The sequence below is a fragment of the Pedobacter sp. HDW13 genome, from assembly GCF_011303555.1.
GTDB lineage: Bacteria > Bacteroidota > Bacteroidia > Sphingobacteriales > Sphingobacteriaceae > Pedobacter.
In genome coordinates this window covers 1,134,931-1,155,690 of record NZ_CP049868.1, presented here as the reverse complement: position 1 = coordinate 1,155,690, position 20,760 = coordinate 1,134,931, and the positions used below count along the sequence as shown (strand labels likewise).

Annotated in this window: 17 protein-coding genes and 1 tRNA gene; 6 read left to right on the top strand and 12 right to left on the bottom strand. The window is 38.6% G+C overall.

Going from position 1 to position 20,760, the window contains the following annotated elements; translation table 11 throughout:
- Positions 1-17: 17 nt before the first annotated feature.
- The 11 genes from ilvC to atpD form a co-directional block, all read right to left on the bottom strand.
- Positions 18-1,499 carry a ketol-acid reductoisomerase gene (ilvC, locus tag G7074_RS04720; RefSeq protein WP_124557918.1) on the bottom strand — a complete coding sequence of 494 codons (1,482 nt, stop codon included), beginning with the start codon at positions 1,497-1,499 and terminating at the stop codon, positions 18-20.
- Between the two features lie 97 nt (positions 1,500-1,596).
- Positions 1,597-2,058 carry a DinB family protein gene (locus tag G7074_RS04715; RefSeq protein ID WP_124557919.1) on the bottom strand — a complete coding sequence of 154 codons (462 nt, stop codon included), beginning with the start codon at positions 2,056-2,058 and terminating at the stop codon, positions 1,597-1,599.
- A 4-nt stretch (positions 2,059-2,062) separates the two neighbouring features.
- Positions 2,063-2,443, bottom strand: a complete 381-nt coding sequence (locus tag G7074_RS04710; RefSeq protein ID WP_124557920.1) for a glyoxalase superfamily protein — start codon at positions 2,441-2,443, stop codon at positions 2,063-2,065.
- 11 nt (positions 2,444-2,454) lie between these two features.
- Positions 2,455-3,093, bottom strand: a complete 639-nt coding sequence (ilvN, locus tag G7074_RS04705) for an acetolactate synthase small subunit (protein WP_052266424.1) — start codon at positions 3,091-3,093, stop codon at positions 2,455-2,457.
- Between the two features lie 130 nt (positions 3,094-3,223).
- Complete coding sequence (ilvB, locus tag G7074_RS04700) at positions 3,224-4,972, bottom strand: biosynthetic-type acetolactate synthase large subunit (protein WP_124557921.1); 1,749 nt, start codon at positions 4,970-4,972, stop codon at positions 3,224-3,226.
- Positions 4,973-5,138: 166 nt separating this feature from the next.
- On the bottom strand, positions 5,139-6,818 hold the full coding sequence (gene ilvD, locus G7074_RS04695) for a dihydroxy-acid dehydratase (RefSeq protein WP_124557922.1): 1,680 nt from the start codon (positions 6,816-6,818) through the stop codon (positions 5,139-5,141).
- A gap of 239 nt (positions 6,819-7,057) precedes the next feature.
- A complete protein-coding gene (locus G7074_RS04690) occupies positions 7,058-7,636 on the bottom strand; it encodes an O-methyltransferase (protein WP_124557923.1) in 579 nt (192 codons plus the stop codon).
- Between the two features lie 80 nt (positions 7,637-7,716).
- Positions 7,717-8,607 carry a branched-chain-amino-acid transaminase gene (ilvE, locus tag G7074_RS04685; RefSeq protein WP_124557924.1) on the bottom strand — a complete coding sequence of 297 codons (891 nt, stop codon included), beginning with the start codon at positions 8,605-8,607 and terminating at the stop codon, positions 7,717-7,719.
- A 511-nt stretch (positions 8,608-9,118) separates the two neighbouring features.
- Positions 9,119-9,793 (bottom strand): hypothetical protein, encoded by a 675-nt coding sequence (locus G7074_RS04680; protein WP_124557925.1) that lies wholly within the window; start codon positions 9,791-9,793, stop codon positions 9,119-9,121.
- Positions 9,794-10,013: 220 nt separating this feature from the next.
- Positions 10,014-10,259 (bottom strand): ATP synthase F1 subunit epsilon, encoded by a 246-nt coding sequence (atpC, locus tag G7074_RS04675; RefSeq protein ID WP_124557926.1) that lies wholly within the window; start codon positions 10,257-10,259, stop codon positions 10,014-10,016.
- Between the two features lie 78 nt (positions 10,260-10,337).
- Positions 10,338-11,840, bottom strand: a complete 1,503-nt coding sequence (gene atpD / locus G7074_RS04670) for a F0F1 ATP synthase subunit beta (protein WP_124557927.1) — start codon at positions 11,838-11,840, stop codon at positions 10,338-10,340.
- 161 nt (positions 11,841-12,001) lie between these two features.
- Here atpD and G7074_RS04665 point away from each other — a divergent pair, with 161 nt between their 5' ends.
- The 6 genes from G7074_RS04665 to G7074_RS04640 all read left to right on the top strand — a co-directional run bounded on the left by G7074_RS04665 (position 12,002) and on the right by G7074_RS04640 (position 20,127).
- Positions 12,002-12,913 (top strand): SDR family oxidoreductase, encoded by a 912-nt coding sequence (locus tag G7074_RS04665; RefSeq protein WP_124557928.1) that lies wholly within the window; start codon positions 12,002-12,004, stop codon positions 12,911-12,913.
- A 156-nt stretch (positions 12,914-13,069) separates the two neighbouring features.
- The gene (locus G7074_RS04660; protein ID WP_124557929.1) at positions 13,070-13,534 is read left to right on the top strand and encodes a redoxin domain-containing protein; all 465 of its coding nucleotides are present in this window, start codon (positions 13,070-13,072) and stop codon (positions 13,532-13,534) included.
- 99 nt (positions 13,535-13,633) lie between these two features.
- A tRNA-Arg gene (locus tag G7074_RS04655) sits at positions 13,634-13,707 on the top strand.
- Between the two features lie 549 nt (positions 13,708-14,256).
- Positions 14,257-14,613 carry a DUF4907 domain-containing protein gene (locus tag G7074_RS04650; RefSeq protein WP_166207183.1) on the top strand — a complete coding sequence of 119 codons (357 nt, stop codon included), beginning with the start codon at positions 14,257-14,259 and terminating at the stop codon, positions 14,611-14,613.
- Positions 14,614-14,625: 12 nt separating this feature from the next.
- Positions 14,626-19,437 (top strand): kelch repeat-containing protein, encoded by a 4,812-nt coding sequence (locus tag G7074_RS04645; RefSeq protein ID WP_166207180.1) that lies wholly within the window; start codon positions 14,626-14,628, stop codon positions 19,435-19,437.
- The gene (locus tag G7074_RS04640) at positions 19,438-20,127 is read left to right on the top strand and encodes a hypothetical protein (protein WP_166207177.1); all 690 of its coding nucleotides are present in this window, start codon (positions 19,438-19,440) and stop codon (positions 20,125-20,127) included.
- A gap of 180 nt (positions 20,128-20,307) precedes the next feature.
- Here the strand turns inward: G7074_RS04640 and G7074_RS04635 are convergent, their stop codons facing one another.
- Entirely contained in the window at positions 20,308-20,664 is a 357-nt protein-coding gene (locus G7074_RS04635) for a hypothetical protein (RefSeq protein ID WP_166207174.1), read from the bottom strand.
- Between the last annotated feature and the right edge of the window lie 96 nt (positions 20,665-20,760).

Here is a 20,760-nt window from a genome sequence, read left to right as displayed (position 1 = left end):
CGAGGTTTGTAAGTTTACTATGCTGTTTTAATTGCTTTCATGGCGGTCATGGCTTTACGTAAAGTAGCACCAATCTGCTCAACCTGGTGAGAACGGATGGCTTCGTTAACATCAATTAATTGTCTGTTATCTACAGCACCGTCTTTACCTTCGTTAAAGTTTTTACCTACTAAATCGGTATCTACTTTTTTCATGAAATCGCCTAAAAGCGGTTTACATGCCTGATCGAATAAATAGCAACCATATTCTGCAGTATCAGAAATTACACGGTTCATTTCGAATAATTTTTTACGTGCAATGGTGTTGGCAATAAGTGGTGTTTCGTGTAACGACTCATAGTAAGCCGATTCTGGTTTAATACCAGCCTGTACCATGGTTTCGAAAGCCAATTCAACACCTGCACGTACAAAGGCAACCATTAAAAGGTAGTTGTCGAAATATTCCTGCTCACCGATTTTAACATCGCCTGCTGGTGTTTTTTCGAATGCAGTTTCGCCTGTTTCGGCTCTCCAGCCCAATAAGTTTTTATCGCCGTTTGCCCAGTCTTCCATCATGATACGGCTAAATTCGCCACTCATAATATCATCCTGGTGTTTTTGGAACAATGGACGCATAATGTCTTTCAACTCCTCAGAGATTTCGAAAGCCTTAATTTTAGCTACGTTGCTTAACCTATCCATCATGGCTGTAATACCACCTTGTTTTAAGGCTTCGGTAATTACTTCTACACCATATTGAACCAATTTAGAAGCATAACCCGCATCGATTCCTTTTTCTACCATTTTATCGAATGACAGGATAGAACCTGTTTGCAATAAACCACAAAGGATTGTTTGCTCACCCATTAAATCAGATTTTACCTCGGCTACGAAAGATGATTTTAATACACCAGCTCTGTGACCACCAGTACCTACGCAATAAGCTTTAGCCTGAGCCAAACCTTTGCCTTGAGGATCATTTTCAGGGTGAACTGCAATTAGGGTAGGTACACCAAACCCCCTTACATACTCTGCTCTAACTTCACTGCCCGGACATTTAGGTGCCACCATAATTACGGTTAAGTCCTTACGGATTTGCATACCTTCTTCAACGATGTTGAAACCGTGTGAGTATAATAAAGTTGCACCTTCTTTCATTAAAGGCATAATTGCATTTACTACTGCTGTATGTTGTTTATCAGGAGTAAGGTTAATTACCACGTCAGCAGTTGGGATCAATTCTTCGTAAGTGCCAACTTTGAAATTGTTTTCAGTAGCATTTTTCCACGAATCTCTTTTACCTTCAATCGCTTCTTTACGCAATGTATAACTAACATCTAAACCACTATCTCTTAAATTTAAACCCTGGTTTAAGCCTTGTGCTCCGCAACCTACTATTACCAGTTTTTTACCTTTTAGTGCGCTAACGCCATCTAAAAATTCAGCACTGTCCATAAAGTCGCAAACACCTAATTGGTTTAATTTTTCTCTAAGCGGTAATGTGTTAAAATAATTTGCCATTGTTTTTATTGGTTAATTTCTATTTAATTATCAGGTTTATATTTTCTTTCCTTCGGCTTGATTACACTGATTAGGTGATTTCACCGATTCTTACTTTTTAAACTTTTTTCTTCAAAGCAGAAGCGTAGCCATAATGCACATTATCGTGACCAATGGTGGTAATCAATACTTCTTCAATACTGTTTAACTGTACACCATAGGTTGCCGTTACAAAAGGGGTGATATTGGTAAATGTTCCTTTGGCGTAATCTGCTTTTATGCTTTCAATACTTGCTAAAGCAATCGCTCTTAATTCTGCAACTTCTGCTTCGGTAACGGTATAAGTTGGTTTAGTATCTTTTTTGTAGTATTCGTTAAACTTTACTGCAGCTGGGTTGGGCCAGATACCAGTACGAAAATAACTAAGTGTTTGTGTACTCACTACAATGTGGCCAAAGTTCCAAATGATGTTGTTGTTATAACCATCAGGGATTTTATTCAATTGCTCGATAGTTAAGCTATCGATTAACTTAATAAATGCCGTTCTTGTGTTTATAATAAATTCGAATACTTGATCCATGCTGTTATTGCTTTTCTGCTTCGGTTAAAGTTTGGTTAAACGTTATTTTGTTATAAAACGGATCGTTTACTGTTACTGCCCATGTGCCATAAAATGTTTTTTCCAGGCCCGGACGGTTGTATTTATATTTTTTATCAATTAAAGTTTTATGAAATTCTTTCAGCCCGGTACAATCTACAAATACACTTGCGCCTGGAGAACAGTCTCCATGATGCTCGCTTAAATGTAATTCGATGCCATTGAGCGAAATCTGCATATAAACCGGAGTGTTTTCTTCAAAAGTGTGTTCCCAGTCTATTGTAAAGCCTAACCAGTTTACGTAAAACTCGATGGCTTTATTGTAATCGAATATTCTTAGTACTGGTATGGCTTTATTGCATTTCATGTTCCACTTTTTTACATTGTAAAAATCTTCTGTCCTTTATCTAAAAACTCGTTTTCTACTAATTCTTCACCTGGTTCAAAGGCTTCAAATTCTTTTAGTTTTTCGTGGAAACCAGCACTATCTTTAATAATAGCTACCCTGGCTGAACGAACAAACTCAATTAATTCGTAAGGTTCTAAAGCTTTTACTAGGGCATCGGTTTCTTCGCGGTGACCTGTAACTGCGAAAACAGTATAATCTTTACGAATCACAACTGCGCTGGCACCATATTGCCTTAATAAACGCTCAACTGTTACTCTTTCTGCAATTTCATCTGTCGAAACTTTGTAAAGTGCTAGTTCCTGCCAGATAATCTCGTCGTTGGTATTAAAATAAACTTTCAATACTTCGATCTGTTTCTCAATCTGACGGGCCAGTTTCCGCACCACTTCGTAACTTTCGTGAATCACGATGTTGAAACGATGGATACCATCAATTTCAGAAGGAGAGGTATTAAGGCTTTCGATGTTGATTTTTCTTTTCGAGAAAATAATCGCAATCCTGTTTAATAAACCGATGCGGTTTTCGGCATAAACCGTAATGGTATATTCCTGCTTACCTTCTAAATCGGCCTTATCTATTTTATGTTCAATTGTGTTTTCAGTGCTCATGATAATTTCTTTTTAACTTTTCGTCATTTCGACCTTATGGAGAAATCTTTTGTTAAAAAAGATCTCTCGGTTTCGCTGCGCTTCAGTCGAGATGACGATTACGCTAACTTTAGTTTTTAAGCTGTCTACCTTATTTCAACCTGATTTCGCTTACGCTCATTCCTTGTGGAACCATCGGGAAAACATTATTTTCTCTGCCAACCATAACTTCAAGCAGGTAAGAACCTTCGTGGTTAATCATGGTTTCCAGTGCTGCTCTCAGGTTTGCACGTTCGTCAACTTTAGCTGCCTCGATGTAGTAAGATTTAGCTAAGGCCACAAAATCAGGACTGGTAATGTTTACAAAAGAGTAACGTTTATCGTGGAATAGCTGTTGCCACTGGCGAACCATGCCTAGGAAACGGTTGTTCAGGATCAGAATTTTAACCGCTGCACCAAACTGCATAATGGTACCTAATTCCTGTGGTGTCATTTGAAAACCACCATCACCAATAATGGCAATTACCGTTTTATCAGGGGCACCATATTTAGCACCAATTGCTGCCGGTAAGCCAAAACCCATGGTACCCAAACCACCCGAAGTAATGTTGCTGCGTGTATTGTTAAATTTAGCGTAGCGGCAAGCTACCATTTGGTGCTGACCAACGTCGGTAACAATAACTGCATCACCACCACATATTTCGTTAATGTTGCGCAATACTTCGCCCATGGTCATTTCATCACCTGTAGGGTATAGCTCAGGTGTAATTACCTGATCAATTTCCTGTTGGTTATATTCCCTAAATTTGGCAACCCATTCTTCGTGTTTACTTTCGTTAACTAAATTGGTTAACAGGGGTAGGGTTTCTTTACAATCGCCCCAAACGCCAACTTCAGCTTTAACGTTTTTGTCAATTTCGGCAGGATCGATATCCAGGTGAACTACTTTTGCCTGTTTGGCATATTTATCTAAACGGCCGGTTACACGGTCATCAAAACGCATACCGATGGCAATAATTACATCTGCTTCGTTTGTTAATACGTTTGGACCGTAATTTCCGTGCATACCCAACATACCTACGTTTAAAGGGTGTGAGGTTGGAATAGCGCCCTCGCCCATAATGGTCCATGCAGCAGGAATACCAGACTTTTCGATAAAGGCTTTAAATTCTTCTTCGGCCTTACCTAAAATAACTCCCTGGCCAAACAATACAAATGGTTTCTTGGCAGAGTCGATTAAAGCCGCTGCCTGTTCTATAAACTCAACCCTAACCTTTGGTTTCGGACGGTAAGAACGGATGTGATTGCATTTTACATATTCAGGGAACTCCTCAATTTGCAATTGCGCATTTTTGGTAATATCGATTAAAACCGGACCCGGTCTGCCACTTTTAGCAATATAAAAAGCTTTGGCCAATACCTCCTGAATTTCTTTTGCATCGGTAACCTGATAGTTCCATTTGGTAACTGGAGTAGTAATGTTGATTACATCGGTTTCCTGGAAAGCATCGGTACCTAATAAATGTGCGAAAACTTGTCCAGTGATACAAACTAAAGGTGTACTATCGATCTGTGCATCGGCTAAACCGGTTACCAGGTTGGTTGCACCAGGGCCGCTGGTTGCAAATACTACACCTACTTCGCCGCTTGCGCGTGCAAAACCCTGAGCAGCATGTATGCCACCTTGCTCGTGGCGAACTAATATATGTTCTAATTTATCGGCATAATCGTAAAGGGCATCATAAATAGGCATGATTGCCCCACCCGGATAACCGAAAATGGTGGTTACACCCTCTTCAATTAAGCCATTCAACAAAACCTGCGAGCCCGTACCTTTAAAAGTTTTTGAGGTTTCTGCTTTTGCCCCGGTTTGTTGTATTGTATCTTGTGCAGTTTCCATAATTATGTTTTTGCGGTTCTATTATTCTTTCAGTTTAAACCCAATTCTTTCTCTCTCCTTCCACTATACCTTGCGCTGTGAAAGTGTAAGGCATTTTTTGAGCGGAATTTGTCATCAAAGTTTGTGATGAGTTAAATTTTACTTCCCCGTTTTTTGGGCTATTTTATTATTCGTCAGTTACACATCCTTCTGATGCATCTGAAACTGTTTTAGCATATTTATACAATACACCTTTGTTAACTTTCAATGCTGGTTGTACATATTTCTTTCTGCGTTCTGCAATCACTTCATCGCTAACCTGTAGGCTAATAATATTGTTAACTGCATCGATTAAGATTCTGTCTTCATCTTCTACAAGGCCAATTAAACCACCTTTGTATGATTCTGGTGTGATGTGACCAACCACAAAACCGTGGGTACCACCAGAGAAACGACCATCGGTAATTAAAGCTACCGATTTACCCAAACCAGCACCAATAATGGCTGAAGTTGGTTTTAACATTTCGGGCATACCCGGGGCACCAACCGGACCTGAGTTTTTAATTACGATTACATCGCCAGGTTGAACGCGACCGCTCGAAATACCGGCAATTAGATCATGTTCACCATCAAAAACACGTGCAGGACCTTCAAACTTTTCGCCTTCTTTACCACTGATTTTAGCAACAGAACCTTTTTCGGCCAGGTTGCCGTAGAGAATCTGTAAGTGACCAGTGGCTTTAATCGGTTCGCTTAATTTTTGAATGATTTTTTGATCATAATCCATAATCGATTTTACATCAGCCAAATTCTCAGCTACGGTTTTTCCGGTTACGGTTAAGCAATCGCCATGTAATAAACCTTCGTTCAATAAATATTTTAATACTGCAGGAATACCTCCATATTGGTGTAAATCCTGCATCAAATATTTACCACTAGGTTTAAAATCCGCAAGTACCGGTGTTACATCACTCATTTTCTGGAAATCATCTTGCGTAATTTCTATGCCAATGGCTTTACCCATAGCGATAAAGTGTAAAACGGCATTGGTACTGCCACCTAAAATGATAATCGAACGGATGGCATTTTCAAATGCTTTTCTCGTCATGATATCAGATGGTTTGATATCTTTTTCAAGCAATATTTTGATATACTTACCGGCATCTAAACATTCCTGTTTCTTTTCTTCGCTTATTGCAGGGTTTGAAGAGGAGTAAGGTAAACTCATACCCAGAGCTTCGATTGCCGATGCCATGGTATTTGCTGTATACATACCACCGCAGGCACCCGCACCCGGACAAGTGTGCTTTATGATACCCTGATAATCTTCATCAGAAAGATTGCCGCAAATTTTTTGACCTAAAGCCTCGAAAGCTGAAACAATGTTTAATTCTTCACCTTTATAATGGCCTGGGGCAATTGTACCACCATAAACCATAATTGAAGGGCGATCTAAACGTGCCATGGCCATAATGGCGCCAGGCATATTTTTATCACATCCCGGAATGGCAATTACACCGTCGTAGTATTGTCCACCACATATGGTTTCGATACTATCAGCAATTACATCACGGCTAACTAAAGAGTAACGCATACCATCAGTTCCGTTACTCATGCCATCGCTTACACCAATGGTATTAAAAACCAAGCCCACTAAATCATTTTTCCAGACCCCTGCTTTGACGTCTTTTGCAAGGTCGTTCAGGTGCATGTTGCAGGTGTTACCATCGTAACCCATACTTGCAATACCGACCTGTGCTTTAGCCATATCAGCATCGGTTAAACCGATTCCGTAAAGCATGGCTTGCGCCGCCGGTTGTGTTGGGTCTTGTGTAAATGTTTTACTGTACTTGTTTAATTCGCTCATTGTTTAAAATGTATATTCTGGTTCTGTTAGTTGTAATATTTTGAGGCAAAAAAAAACCGCCTCGTTTCGGAGGCGGTTTCGATTTGTATATTTTTATTATACGCAACGATATCCACCTCTCTGTTGAGAAATGACAATAATAATGTTGCTAATAATGTTTGTGTTTAAATTCATGTTTTCTACGAATCACAAACATACTAACTTATTAAAAAATGCAAAGAACTATTTTGTTTATTTCTCTATTTTTTTACTCCGATTACGATCCCTGTAGCCCAAACCTGTTTAGTTAGGTTTAAATCATCGCGAGATTCTAAATCTTGTATCAACTTTGCTGCTTTTTCCTGATGTCCTTCAGGCCAGTTAGGTTGAGGTAACATATCATCGATGATATAAAGTCCACCTTTATTGAGCATGGCAATTGCTTCGTCTAAAAGCAAGTATTTTCCATGCCAGGTGTCGGCAAATATGTAATCGAACTTTTCGTTTTTATTTTTATTAATCCAATCTGCACCATCGGTATCAACCAGCGTTAAGCGGTGATCCTCGCCAATAAACTGCTCTGCAATAGCTAAAAATTTAGCGTCGTTATCTATAGAAATAAGTCTGCTATCCTGATCTAAGCCATCTAATATCCAGGAAGTAGATAAACCTGTTCCGGTTCCTAACTCCAGAAATTTTCCTGCTGGTTTAGTTGCTGCAAGCGTTCTGAGTAAAGAACAAGTCAACACATCAGATGCCATAGCAAATTCTGATGCGATTGTTGCATCATTAATTTGCTGGTAAGCTTTTGGAAAATGTTGATTGATTTCTTCAGTCATCCGCTTTTTGGATATTTTTATTATTTAAATTTTATTGTTTGGTACTAATCTATAGCTGTAGGCTATTTGACTATCAACCGCTATATAATCACTTCGTAATTCACTTTTTCCAATACCAGGTTTTTATAGGCACGCTGTATAGTGTAACCGATAGATTCGCGCCATAAAGGGCGGTAAACAATATCATCAATAGAGGCAATACCTGCAATTTCTGTTGCTGTTCCACACAAAAAGGCACTATCGGCGGTTTTTAAATCTTCAACAGTAAGCTTCTTTTCTATACATTCGATATCTAAAACGGTGCAAAGTTCTTTAACAGTTGCACGGGTAATGCCGGGTAAAATATTGCCTAAAGATGGAGTATATAGTTTACCGTCTTTTTCGAGGAAAATATTTGCACCCGATGCTTCTGCAACAAAACCATTCATATCAAGGAGCAAAGCTTCATCATAACCTTTAATGTTTGCTGCAGTAGTGGCTAAAATCGAGTTAACATAATTGCCGCTTAATTTTGCTTCTATTGGGCTTGATTTTGGGTTTGGCCTTTCGTAGTCGGAAACGGTTAGTTTTAATAACTTGTTACCCGAATAAGCATCCCATTCCCATGCACAAATCATGATCGAAACACCGCTTGGTGAGTTCAGTTTCATGTTTGGGTGACAAAAAACCAGCGGACGGATATAGGCATCTTTCAGTTTGTTTAACTGAAGTAATTTATAAGTAGCATCAATTAATTCTTGTTTATCCCATGGGAAAGGAATATTGGCCAATTGGCAAGAGCGCTCTAAGCGATCAAAATGCGCAGCAGCTTTGAAAATGCGGCTACCATTATGCGTTTTATAAGAGCGAATGCCCTCAAAAGCAGCATAACCGTAATGTAGCGACTGACCGTATAAATCAGTGCTGCTGTTTACAGCTTTTTCAAAAGCTCCATCAAGGTAGATAATCGTATTAGAATTGTAGTATTTCATAATACTCTCTGTTTTGTTATTTAAAAAAAGCGTCCCGTTTGTACCGGGACGCTTTAGATATATTAGTTTTTTAACTGCTATTTAAACTGCGCCCGCTTATTACCTAAAAGGTTTAGGAGTAGGAGGTTAAGTAAAACGACAGAAAACAACACGATATTGCCAGCACTAGCTGCCAAAGTATTCGTAGTAATTGTGTTGTTTTGGGTAGTCATTATTATCTTATTGTTTATAAAACCAATTTAGTTTTTGGTTCATTAATATGCAAGAGAAATCAGAAAAAAGTTAAATCGGAATATTATTTGTATATTTTATTTAAAATCAAAACAATATTCTTAATCGGTGTGGAATTAGTGATTTAATGCCGACAGCTGTAGACCAAATATCAAAACGGTATACGGTATATTTATTATGCTTGCATTATAAATTTTCTTATTTTCTGCCTAAAATGAGTAAAAGGCTATTAAAACTTGAAAAATTGTGGGCGAAAAATGGATTAAAATCAATATGGTTGTTAAGGAAATTTCGGGTTTTGATAGTGCATCATTTTCATACCATAGTACCATCTGTCGCGGAGGTTTAACAAATGGCCTTCAAACTCATAACCTGGCATTAAGCGCGAAAAGAAATTTTCTTTGCGCAGTAGTTTTTCCAGTTTTTTTATGGTCGGTAAGCTTAACTTTTGGTAGTAAGGTTCGATTAGGTTTTGTTCTTTCAATAATAAATCCGCATCCCATGTTTCGGCTACTTTCCCACTCATCGGTTTTGATATGTAGAGCAATCTTAGGTCATGCCAGATATCGTCGAATATAATCCGACTGCCTTCGGTTACAAAAGTACATATTTCAGAATTGCTGATTCCGGTGAGCTTTGCAGGTGAGGTTAAAAGTTTCTCGAGTTTTTTGGTGGTAATGGCTGCCGCATAGCTCCATTTGGTTTCAAAACCCAGCGAATCTGTTTGGTGCTGAAACCAGGTATAGAAGGCAGAACGTTCGGCTATATCAGCGTATTCTTTAAAACCATTATTGAGCTGAATGTTAACTTTATTGGCGTTGTTCCATGCCGATGTATTTTTTATGCGATCGGATTTAAGCCAGTTGCCATCTTTTCCGTTGGGTAAAGTTTCGGGGAATATTTTTAGATAGGCCGCTATAGAACTGAATTCTTTAGCTCCAGCCTTATCTATCATAAAGAGGAATAAGAAAAAAAACAGGATTCTTTTAACCAGGGGCATATTCGTGTATCTTAAGTAGTAGAAGATACGATAAAATCAGCGCTTAGGTTGCTGGTATTTTAAAATTAAAGCAGGTAACAATGATTTGAAACGAAAAAAGCCTTTCCGAAATTTATCGAAAAGGCTTTTCTTATTAAAGCTTATCCTGAAATCAGGAATTGCATTATAATTTGTTTTAAGCAATACCCTCTGCCAAAACAACAATTTTATTGTGAATGGCTTCAACTACACCACCTTTAATAAAAAAGCGTTGCTCATCTGCTTTGTTTGCTTTTATAATAACTTCTCCATCTTCCAAAGTTGAGATGATAGGGGCGTGGTCTTTTAAAATCTGGAAAGAACCTAAAGTACCCGGAACTGTAACTGCTGTTACTTCACCTTCGTAAACTTTTTTATCGGGAGTTAATATTTCTAAATTCATGTTTTTAGATTTGAGATATGAGATTTGAGATTCGAGATTTGTATCTCTTCCCACCTCTCACATCTGATGTCTCTTGTCTTAGTTCGCTTCTGCTAATAATTTTTTACCTTTTTCGATTGCATCTTCAATGCTACCTACAAGGTTAAATGCAGCTTCAGGATATTCATCAACTTCACCATCCATAATCATGTTGAAACCTTTGATGGTATCTTTAATGTCAACCAATACACCTTTTAAGCCTGTAAATTGCTCTGCTACGTGGAAAGGTTGAGATAAGAAACGTTGAACACGACGCGCTCTTGACACTACTAATTTATCTTCTTCAGATAATTCATCCATACCTAAGATTGCGATGATATCTTGTAATTCTTTATAACGTTGTAAAGTTTCTTTAACGCGTTGTGCAGTATTGTAGTGCTCATCGCCTAAAACAGCTGGAGAAAGGATACGTGAAGTAGAATCCAATGGATCTACCGCTGGGTAAATACCTAACTCGGCAATTTTACGTGAAAGTACTGTAGTTGCATCTAAGTGGGCAAAAGTTGTTGCCGGTGCAGGGTCAGTTAAATCATCTGCAGGTACATATACCGCTTGTACTGATGTAATTGAACCGCGTTTGGTTGAAGTAATACGCTCCTGCATTAAACCCATCTCAGTTGCCAATGTTGGTTGGTAACCTACAGCAGATGGCATACGACCTAGAAGGGCCGATACCTCAGAACCTGCCTGAGTAAAACGGAAGATGTTATCAACGAAGAAAAGGATATCCTTTCCAGCGCCTTCGCCATCACCATCACGGAAATATTCAGCAACGGTTAATCCTGATAAGGCAACACGTGCACGTGCACCAGGAGGCTCGTTCATTTGACCGAAAACCAATGTTGCTTTTGACTCTTTTAATTTTTCAGTATCAACTGCGTTTAGATCCCAGCCACCTTTTTCCATTGAGTGTAAGAAATCATCACCATAGTTAATTACACCTGACTCGATAAACTCACGAAGTAAATCGTTACCTTCACGGGTACGCTCACCAACACCTGCGAATACTGACAAGCCAGCATAAGCTTTAGCGATGTTGTTTACCAATTCCATGATTAATACCGTTTTACCTACACCAGCACCACCGAACAAACCAATTTTACCACCTTTTGCATAAGGCTCTAATAAATCGATTACTTTAATACCTGTAAAAAGTACTTCAGTTTCGGTAGATAAATCTTCGAACTTAGGAGGAGTTGCGTGGATAGGACGACCATCGGTTTTATCAACTGCGTTGATACCGTCAATCGCTTCACCAACTACATTAAATAAACGACCTTTAATTTGGTCGCCAACTGGCATTTTAATCGCAGCGCCAGTATCAACTACTTTCATACCGCGAACTAAACCGTCAGTAGAGTCCATTGAGATTGCACGTACACGGTCTTCACCTAAGTGCTGTTGAACTTCTAAAACAATTTTTTGTCCATTTTCTTTCGTTATCTCTAACGCATCAAAAATTTTAGGTAGATGGGCATCATCAGCAAAGCTAACGTCAACCACTGGGCCGATAATTTGTGCTATTTTTCCTAAGTTAGGCATATCTGTTGTGAGTAAATTTATTACAGTCAATGAATTAAAGCTGTTTGTAAGGGCTCCAATTCGGTTGGCAAAGTTAAGTTATTCTTGCTGAATTTTAAATATATATTATAAAATTTTTTAACAGTATTTTTATAGATAATTTCGAGGCATAAATAGTAAGGATGAAAACCATTTTAACAACGGGTAGTAATGGCCTTTTAGGGCAGAAAATAACCGAAAAAATTCTTGCTGAAGGCAGGGTAAAATTGATAGCAAGTTCGAAAGGAATAAACCGTTATCCTATTATAGATGGATACGAATATGCCGAAATGGATATTCTCAATCCGGAGCAGGTTAGGCAGGTTATCGAAAAATATAAGCCAGATGCGATTATTCATACGGCAGCTATGACTAATGTTGATACCTGCGAGGCCAATAAGGAACTTTGCCACCAACTTAATGTAGATGCTGTTCAAGCCTTGTTATCTATATGTGAAGAAAAAAATATCCAACTTGTTCATCTAAGTACTGATTTTGTATTTGATGGTGCCCACGGACCCTATAAAGAAGAGGATGCCGTAAACCCGGTAAGTTATTATGGAGAATCGAAAGTATTAGCCGAAGATTTACTGAAATACTCGAAAGCGCATTGGGCTATTATCAGGACGATTTTGGTTTATGGTATTAGCAGCGACATGAGTAGAAGTAATATTGTGCTCTGGGCAAAGGGAGCGTTAGAAAAGGCATCGCCGATTAATGTGGTGAATGATCAGTGGCGCATGCCAACCCTTGCTGAAGATTTAGCCGAAGCCTGTATTTTAGCCGTGGAGAAAAGTGCGCAGGGGATTTATCATATTTCGGGTAAAGATTACATGAGTATTGCAGATTTAGTGCGAAAAGTTGCCGATTATTGGTCGCTCGATAAATCTTTTCTTCAGGAAATTAGTTCAGCAAGTTTAAATCAAGCAGCTAAACGCCCGGTGCGAACAGGTTTTGTACTGGATAAGGCGATAAATGATTTAGGATATAACCCGCATAGTTTTGAAGAAGGCCTTTCGGTTTTAAAAGAGCAGATGGATCGAGGCAGAGGGTAATGAGGGGGAGTATCAAGAAGTAAGTATCAAGAAGTAAGTATCAAGTAAGAATTAAGTAGTAAGTATTGATTAGTAGGGGTTGAGACGAACAGCTTTGTAGCTTATGTTAACAATTATCAATTTTAAATAGTAAACAAATAACCATAAAATAAAAGTATGTCATTACAAATTGGCGATATCGCCCCGGATTTTAAATTATATAGTTCTGAATTAGCAGAAATTTCTTTAACTGCGTTTAAAGGTAAAAAAGTAATTATCCATTTTTTTCCAATGGCTTTTACCGGAACATGCACCGAGCAGCTATGCACCATGAGAGATAACTTTAGCTACTATGAAGGAATAAATGCACAGGTAATCGGTATTTCTGTTGATTCACCATTTTCTTTGGCGAAGTTTAAAGAAGTGCAAAGTTACCAGTTTCCGTTGCTGTCTGATTTTAATAAAGAAGTATCGGCAACTTATGGTGCTTTTTACAATGAATTTGTGTTCAATTTGAAAGGTGTTTCAAAAAGAGCAGCTTTTGTTGTGGATGAAGAAGGAAAAATTGCATATGCAGAAGTTTTGGAAGATGCACATGAGCTGCCTGATTTTAAGGCAATTAATGATGTTTTAAGTGTGTAAAGCATAATTTGTAAAGAAAAATTTGAGATTTTTTTGAAAAAATAGTTGGAAATTAAAATGTCAAGTTATACCTTTGCAGTCCGTTAACGATACGGAAACGCATTTGTAGCTCAATTGGATAGAGCATCTCACTACGGATGAGAAGGTTTGGGGTTCGAATCCCTACAAGTGCACTATGGAAAGAGGGAATTTCAGTAATGAGATTCCCTTTTTTTGTTTACATGTCTGATAACCAGATTGTTGTAATTTTATCCTATTGACAGATTTTTCAGGCCTAAGATTTTGGTTTTTTAGGGTGTCTTGTAGGTTTTTGTGTTTAAAATGTTGGTATATAGTGGTTTATTTTATTTTTTTTGGTTGAAACTCTAAAAAAGGTTCGAGTTATGGGAAGGTAAGAGGAGTCGAACCAGCAACTTTAACACTTGTGAAGTAGATAAAAATTTAATGAAAATAGCTAAAATTCCTAATAGGTGGAGACTAATTGAAAAGCTGAATTTTGGTATATTCCTGTAGAACAATACAAACATATTCATCAATATAGTTCATTGATTAAGCTTTTTAAGAGGATTTTTTTTGTTTCATTATCTTAATCGATATTCTTTTTATGCTAATTTGTAGTAGAGCGCTGAAAGTATTTTAAGAACGGTAGAAATGGGAACTATATTTTTAAGGTATGCCGATCTCAAATCTTTTGTCTATATTTAGAGACTGAAATTATTGGTATGCTCTCCATTCTTTTTAACAATTTTACCCCAAAACCCCTGTTGTTGCTGATTCTTGGTGCTGGATTAATCCATCTTTCATGGACTTACCGACAACAAGAGAGTAAAAAAAAGTCTCATTCAACAATTTCTTATAAAATAATTCCCTCGATCCAAAATACATGGGGTTATGAAATCTATATTGATAGTAAGAAAGTAATATTACAACGTAACATTCCCGGATTACCCGGTAGTTTGGGATTCAAAACTAAAGCAAGTAGTAAAAAAATTGCCGAAATCGTGGTTAGAAAACTTAAAGAAGGGGTAATGCCTCCAAAAGTTACCTCAGAAGAATTGGAAAAAGCCAATGTCCTATAAATTAATGCACTTATGTTTACCTTACCGGTTAAAGCTTTAAAAATATTTTTACTGTTTATTTTCTTATTAAGTATTGCAGAAAATGTTTATGCAAAAGGGAATATCGATTTTCCCTTAATCCCCGCGAAAACGTTTGGCAATGCCGATTTTAATCCCGGAGCTTCTAGTTCTTTCGGTTCGATTACCTATAGTAGCGACAATAGTGCCTTTGCCACAATTGTTAATAATAAAGTCCATATAGTTGGTGCCGGAACGGTTAATATCAAGGCTACTGACGACAGTGGAGCCTCCATAACCAGGGTGTTGATTATCAATAAGGCGAAACAAGTAATCGATTTTCCTGCACCTGGTGTGGGTACCTTAGATTCATCACATGTTGCCTTGAAGGCCAAAAGCTCATCCAAGCTTACCATTACGTATAAACTTACCCTCGATGCAGGTTCGTATTTCAGCGTTATTGATGGTTATTTATACTATAATTCGGTAGGATCTACGCTTATTACCGCTAGTCAGGCCGGTAATGAAAATTATGAACCGGCAGTTGATGTGACACAATCTTTTACTGTAACCAAATCGTGGACTAAAAGGGCCGAGCACGGTGGCCTGGTAAGGTCTAACGCTGCTGTTTTTTCAATTGGAAAGAAAATTTACATGGTTGGTGGCAAAACCAAAAATGATGTGCTTCTTAAAGACAATTGGGAGTATGATCCGGTAAGCGATACCTGGGCACAAAAGGCCGATCTGCCGGGTAAAGCCCGTTGGGGAGCATCAGCTTTTACCATCAAAAACAAAGGATATGTTGTGGCCGGAGGCGGTAGGTTTTATGGGGGAACCAATTTGAAAGATGTTTGGCAGTACGATGCAGACCAAAACACCTGGGTACAAAAAAAAGATCTTGAAGGTGTGGCACGTGAATTTGCCTTTAGTTTCGTAATCAATGGCAAGGGTTATATCGGTTGCGGTAATTCCATCAAGTTTTATGGCGAGAACGATATGTGGGCCTATACGCCCGAAACGGATAGCTGGGAAAAGAAAGCGGATTTTGTAAACACAGGCTATGTACCAGGTGCGTTTAGCATCGGCAACAATGGTTATGTTGGTACTTACGACTATAAAACAGGCTTTGATGCCTTTTATATGTATGATGCCCTTACAGATCAATGGCATCGGAAACTGGACATTAAAAACCAAAATGATCAAAAGTTTTACAGGGGAAGTTCTTCTATTGTGGGTGGAACAAGTTTGAATAATAAAGGTTATTTTTTTTCTAATACCGCCGAGGTTTCCTATTATCCATGTATTACCGTATTGGAATACGATCCACTTTCTGATACTTTTATTAGCCGTCCGGAAAATTCAAAAATAACGGAAACTTATATGATGTTTGTGGCGGCTGATAATAAAGCTTATGTAATTGGTGGGTCTGATTCGTTTAACGTTACTACCAACGCAAAAGAAACATGGGAATTCGATCCCAAAACCGTTAATGTCCCAAAGTACATTACGTTTAATGCGCTGCCTGAGAAGGTTTATGGAGATGCCGACTTTTCTCCAGCGGCAACAATCAGTAATGGGGGCACTATCGGATATAAGAGTAATGATACAACCATTGCGGTAATTTTAAATGGCAAAATACACATCAAAAAGGCTGGGATAGTAGGGATAATTGCTTACCAAACCAACGCCAATTACCTTACTTCTGCTCCGGTAATGCAGCAATTGGTGATCAATAAAAGTCCACAGCAGATCACAATGCCTGCATTGCCCATTAAACAGTTTTTAGATATAGATTTCGACCCCGGATCGTCAAGCTCATCCGGTTTAAAGGTTAACTACAGCAGTAGTGATACCAGTATCGTTAAGATTGTGGATGGCAAACTCAGTATTTTAGGAACGGGTACCGTAACCATTACCTCTTTGCAGACCGGAAACGAGAATTATTTAGCTGCCAGCACTGTTTCAGCACCGCTAACAATTATTAAATCGGCACAGGTTATTACTTTTGGACCAATAGCTGCAGCACAATATAAGAACCTGGGTTTTTCACTTCAGGCCAGTTCCACTTCTAAACTACCCATTACCTACTCCGTTAATGACCCATCGTTGGCTACCATCATTGGTGGTCAGGTACAGATCAAAAAGGCTGGTGAATTAATCATTAAGGCAAGTCAACCTGGAAATGCAAACTTTTTCGCTGCCGAACCGGTTAGTCAGAAATTGATCATTTATCCGAATGATATTCCCGATAGTGCGTGGGTGGCGAAAGCTACATCGCCGATTGGTAACGGTGGGGTGGCCTTTACGTTGGAGGATAAGATTTATGCAAGTAATGGTGGCAGCCAGAGCCCGAATTTATACGAGTACAATCCAAAAACCAATGTATGGAAGATTCTTGCTGAATTGTCTAGTACCGGCAACCGTGAGTACGGTGTTGGCTTTGGTGTAAATGGATTAGCCTACGTAGGAACCGGTTTTGAGAATTATGCACGACCATATAGGTTAATGGATTTTAGGGTTTATTCGCCGCAAACCAATAGGCTTACCATTTCTTATGATTTTCCCGGATTGGGGAGGCAAGGTGCAATTGCTTTTAGTATAGGTGGTAAAGCTTATGTTGGCTTAGGGTATATGACCAATCTTCAGTTCAGTAACGAATTATACGAATTTGATTCTGAGAAGAAAAGCTGGACAAGGAAAGCCGATTTTCCGGGGGTGAGCAGGTACGAGGCTGTTGCTTTTACGATTGGGAATAAAGGTTATGTGGGTACTGGTTGGGATGGTACCTCCTATAAGAACGATTTTTGGGAGTATGATCCAGCAACAGATAAATGGACACAAAAGGCCGATTTTAAGGGCGGGGCAAGATCAGGGGCAGCTGGATTTTCTATTGCAGGTAAAGGATACATTGGAACCGGACGTGGCATCCAGATTATCGGAAAAGATTTTTATGAATATAACCCAGTTACCGATCGTTGGAAAAGAATGCCCGATTACAGTGGGGGCGATCGTACCAATGCCGCTGGCACTTCGATAAACAACCTGGGCTATTTAGGAGGAGGCGGGAAGCTTAGTCCGCAGGTTGATTTTTGGGCCTTTAACCCTGCCGAGGTGAAAAAAGAATATCAGAGTATCTTATTCCCTACCCTCAGTCAGAAAACAATCTGTGATACGGATTTTGACGTGAATGTAAAGGCAACATCAGGATTGAAGGTTACCCTACTCAGTAGTGATACCACAGTGGCAACCATTGTTGATGGCAATAAAATACACTTAAAGAAGGCTGGGCAAACCATAATTTCTGCATCCCAATCGGGTGATGAAGATTATTATAGCGCTATAGTGGTCAATAATCCACTTACGGTATCCAGTTCAGTATCAACAACAGTTGTTATCAGTGCCAAGCCCAATTCGAATATCATGATTGGCGATGCCGTTATCATCACCGCAACCGTAGCTAATGCCGGCAATATCACCCCGGTTTATCAATGGTTAAAAAATGGTAATGTTGTTGGAACGAACTCGAATATTTACACTGATGCGGGTTTGAAAAATGACGATGTGGTTTTATGCCAGCTCAGTAATGTGCCATTATGCGGTAACCTTAAACTGGAAAGCAACAGCATAAAATTTAAAGTTGTGGCGCCAATGCCTGTAATTACTTCTTTTACCCCAAAAATTGCAACATCGGGGGCTACTATCGAGATTACCGGTGGAGGCTTTTTATCGGCAAGTGATGTAAGCTTTGGAAACATTAAAGCGGCATCTTATGTGGTAAATTCATCCACAAAAATTACAGCGGTAATAGGTGAAGGAAACTCGGGCAATGTTACAGTTGGTACTATAGGGGGTACCGCAATTTTAGAAGGCTTTACTTTTGTACCAACGCCGGTTTTAACAGCCAGCGGAAATACAACTTTTATAAGGGGCGGAAATGTAACTTTAACTTCAAGTACCGGCGTAGGATATACATATGAATGGTACCGTGATGGTAATCTGATCCAAGGTGCTACCGAAAGCAGTTACAGTGCTGCTGTTTCGGGTAATTATCAGGTATTGGTAAAAATAGGTGCCTTTAAAGCATTTTCAAATGCCATTAAAGTAGAGGCTGTTTTTATGCTGCCTTCCAGCAATTTTAAGATCTCATCCACGGCGGTTACCTGTAAAGGGAATTCAAATGGATCGATTCAGATTTCGGCAGAAAAAAAATTAAATTATGTTGCCACAGTTAAGGCGGGTGCAAATACCACCCAGTATAATTTTACCGATCTTTTAAATATAAATAACCTCACTGCTGGGGCCTACAGTATATGTATTAGTATAAATGAAGAGCCGGGTTATCAACAATGTTTTGATATAATTATAACTGAACCTAAAGATCTGGCCCTTTTTGCAACGGTGAATCTGCAAAATTTTACTCTCGATTTAGTCTCTACCGGGGCAAAAAGCTATCAGGTAGATTTAAATGGTAAAAAATATACCTCGGATGGACAGCTGACTTTAGCCTTATCTCCCGGAATAAATAACTTGTCATTGAGTTCCGATATTGCATGTCAAGGTACCCTTAATAGAACCTTTAATATTAGTGATGGTGTTAAAATCTTCCCCAACCCATTCGATAATGTACTAAATGTGGCCGTAGCAAATGATGGTTCGCCAACTGTGAATGTTAAACTCTACAGTATGGCCGGAATACTGGTATACCAGCATCTGTATCAGATAGGTGAAAATATTGCACTTAATCTTCAGAATATAGCAGCCGGCGTTTATATATTAAAGGTAGCAACAGCAAAAAATACAATAGTAACTAAAGTAATTAAAAAATAGATGAAGAAAATCATCATGATACTTTTTGTAACGGTCATTATCGGTTGTGGAAAAGATAAAGAGCCAATAGTAGAGGAACCTGCAGCAGCTAAGACAATGTTGTTTAAACCGGCTCAGAATGAGTTATGTACTTCAGGTGTAATTATTTCTGATAGCCAGAGTGTTGTTACATTCGAATGGGTTGCTGCTGCAAATGCAGATGGATATGAACTTGTGGTTAAGAATTTAGAATCGGGCTCGGTAAACAGCTATTTTACCCAAAATTTGAGGTTTGATGTAAAATTGCAGAGAAATACTCCTTATTCTTGGTCTGTTGATTCAAAATCTGATAAAAATCCCCAGACCACCAAAAGCGATGTCTGGAAATTTTTTAACGCAGGTGTAGGAATCAGCTCATATGCCCCATATCCTGCAGACCTTTTATCTCCTAGCTTTGGTGAAACAGTAAATGCCGTTGACGGTAAGCTATCTTTATTATGGAAAGGAAGTGATCCCGACAATGATATTTTGAATTATAGCATTTATTTAGGTAAAAGTACTTCGCCGATACTTTTAAAAGCCGATTTAACCGATACCGTTTTAAAAGATATTTCAGTATCCATTAATACCGTTTATTACTGGAAAGTAATTACAAAAGACAATAGAGGAAATACTTCCGATTCGGGTTTATTTTCATTTAAAGTTAAATAATTGGAAAAACCAGAAAGCATTGGCCCCATCTCACCAAAAACGAATAATCATTAACATGATGTTTTATAACTCATTATATTGCATTTAAAAATTGGTGGCATGGGGTTAATTCAATTGGTTTATCCAATATAGGTTTCGATTGCTATGAAATCTTTCTTGTCGGGTGAATCAAGCCGAGATTTATAGATGCGTTCGAAATCTTTCCTTTCCATTTTTTTGTGCTGCTTCCCAGACGAATGTATCCATCACCAGTCCTAAAGCCGAATGATTTTTCACTTTGAGCCATGAAAAAATCTTTTTTGAAGAGATAAGGTCGTTCCGTGTTACCATATATCGTGAAATAGGTAAGCTGATGATTCTGGTACGAAAACGAACGATATTGAAATTGATGTTTGGCTCGATGTAGCTATTGAGAAACTGCTGATAATCTGCTTCACTGATTAGTTCGTCAATGGCAATAAAGTTTTCGGCGGTCCCGCCACTCTCAGCGATGCCAATGATGATGTATTTGTCCTCATCTGCCTGTCCGTTGGCCATCGCAGATATGTCTTTTAAGAACTCTCCTTTATGTTTTGTGCTTCCTAGACCATATCCAAAAGATAAACGAATACGCTCATTTGGAGGTAGTATCCC

Bases quoted from the DNA above. Each gene is read 5' to 3' on its own strand.
- ilvC (WP_124557918.1), bottom strand. From the start codon at position 1,499: ATGGCAAATTATTTTAACACATTACCGCTTAGAGAAAAATTAAACCAA.
- G7074_RS04715 (WP_124557919.1), bottom strand. From the start codon at position 2,058: ATGGATCAAGTATTCGAATTTATTATAAACACAAGAACGGCATTTATT.
- G7074_RS04710 (WP_124557920.1), bottom strand. From the start codon at position 2,443: ATGAAATGCAATAAAGCCATACCAGTACTAAGAATATTCGATTACAAT.
- ilvN (WP_052266424.1), bottom strand. From the start codon at position 3,093: ATGAGCACTGAAAACACAATTGAACATAAAATAGATAAGGCCGATTTA.
- ilvB (WP_124557921.1), bottom strand. From the start codon at position 4,972: ATGGAAACTGCACAAGATACAATACAACAAACCGGGGCAAAAGCAGAA.
- ilvD (WP_124557922.1), bottom strand. From the start codon at position 6,818: ATGAGCGAATTAAACAAGTACAGTAAAACATTTACACAAGACCCAACA.
- G7074_RS04690 (WP_124557923.1), bottom strand. From the start codon at position 7,636: ATGACTGAAGAAATCAATCAACATTTTCCAAAAGCTTACCAGCAAATT.
- ilvE (WP_124557924.1), bottom strand. From the start codon at position 8,607: ATGAAATACTACAATTCTAATACGATTATCTACCTTGATGGAGCTTTT.
- G7074_RS04680 (WP_124557925.1), bottom strand. From the start codon at position 9,793: ATGATAGATAAGGCTGGAGCTAAAGAATTCAGTTCTATAGCGGCCTAT.
- atpC (WP_124557926.1), bottom strand. From the start codon at position 10,259: ATGAATTTAGAAATATTAACTCCCGATAAAAAAGTTTACGAAGGTGAA.
- atpD (WP_124557927.1), bottom strand. From the start codon at position 11,840: ATGCCTAACTTAGGAAAAATAGCACAAATTATCGGCCCAGTGGTTGAC.
- G7074_RS04665 (WP_124557928.1), top strand. From the start codon at position 12,002: ATGAAAACCATTTTAACAACGGGTAGTAATGGCCTTTTAGGGCAGAAA.
- G7074_RS04660 (WP_124557929.1), top strand. From the start codon at position 13,070: ATGTCATTACAAATTGGCGATATCGCCCCGGATTTTAAATTATATAGT.
- G7074_RS04650 (WP_166207183.1), top strand. From the start codon at position 14,257: ATGCTCTCCATTCTTTTTAACAATTTTACCCCAAAACCCCTGTTGTTG.
- G7074_RS04645 (WP_166207180.1), top strand. From the start codon at position 14,626: ATGTTTACCTTACCGGTTAAAGCTTTAAAAATATTTTTACTGTTTATT.
- G7074_RS04640 (WP_166207177.1), top strand. From the start codon at position 19,438: ATGAAGAAAATCATCATGATACTTTTTGTAACGGTCATTATCGGTTGT.
- G7074_RS04635 (WP_166207174.1), bottom strand. From the start codon at position 20,664: ATGGCCAACGGACAGGCAGATGAGGACAAATACATCATCATTGGCATC.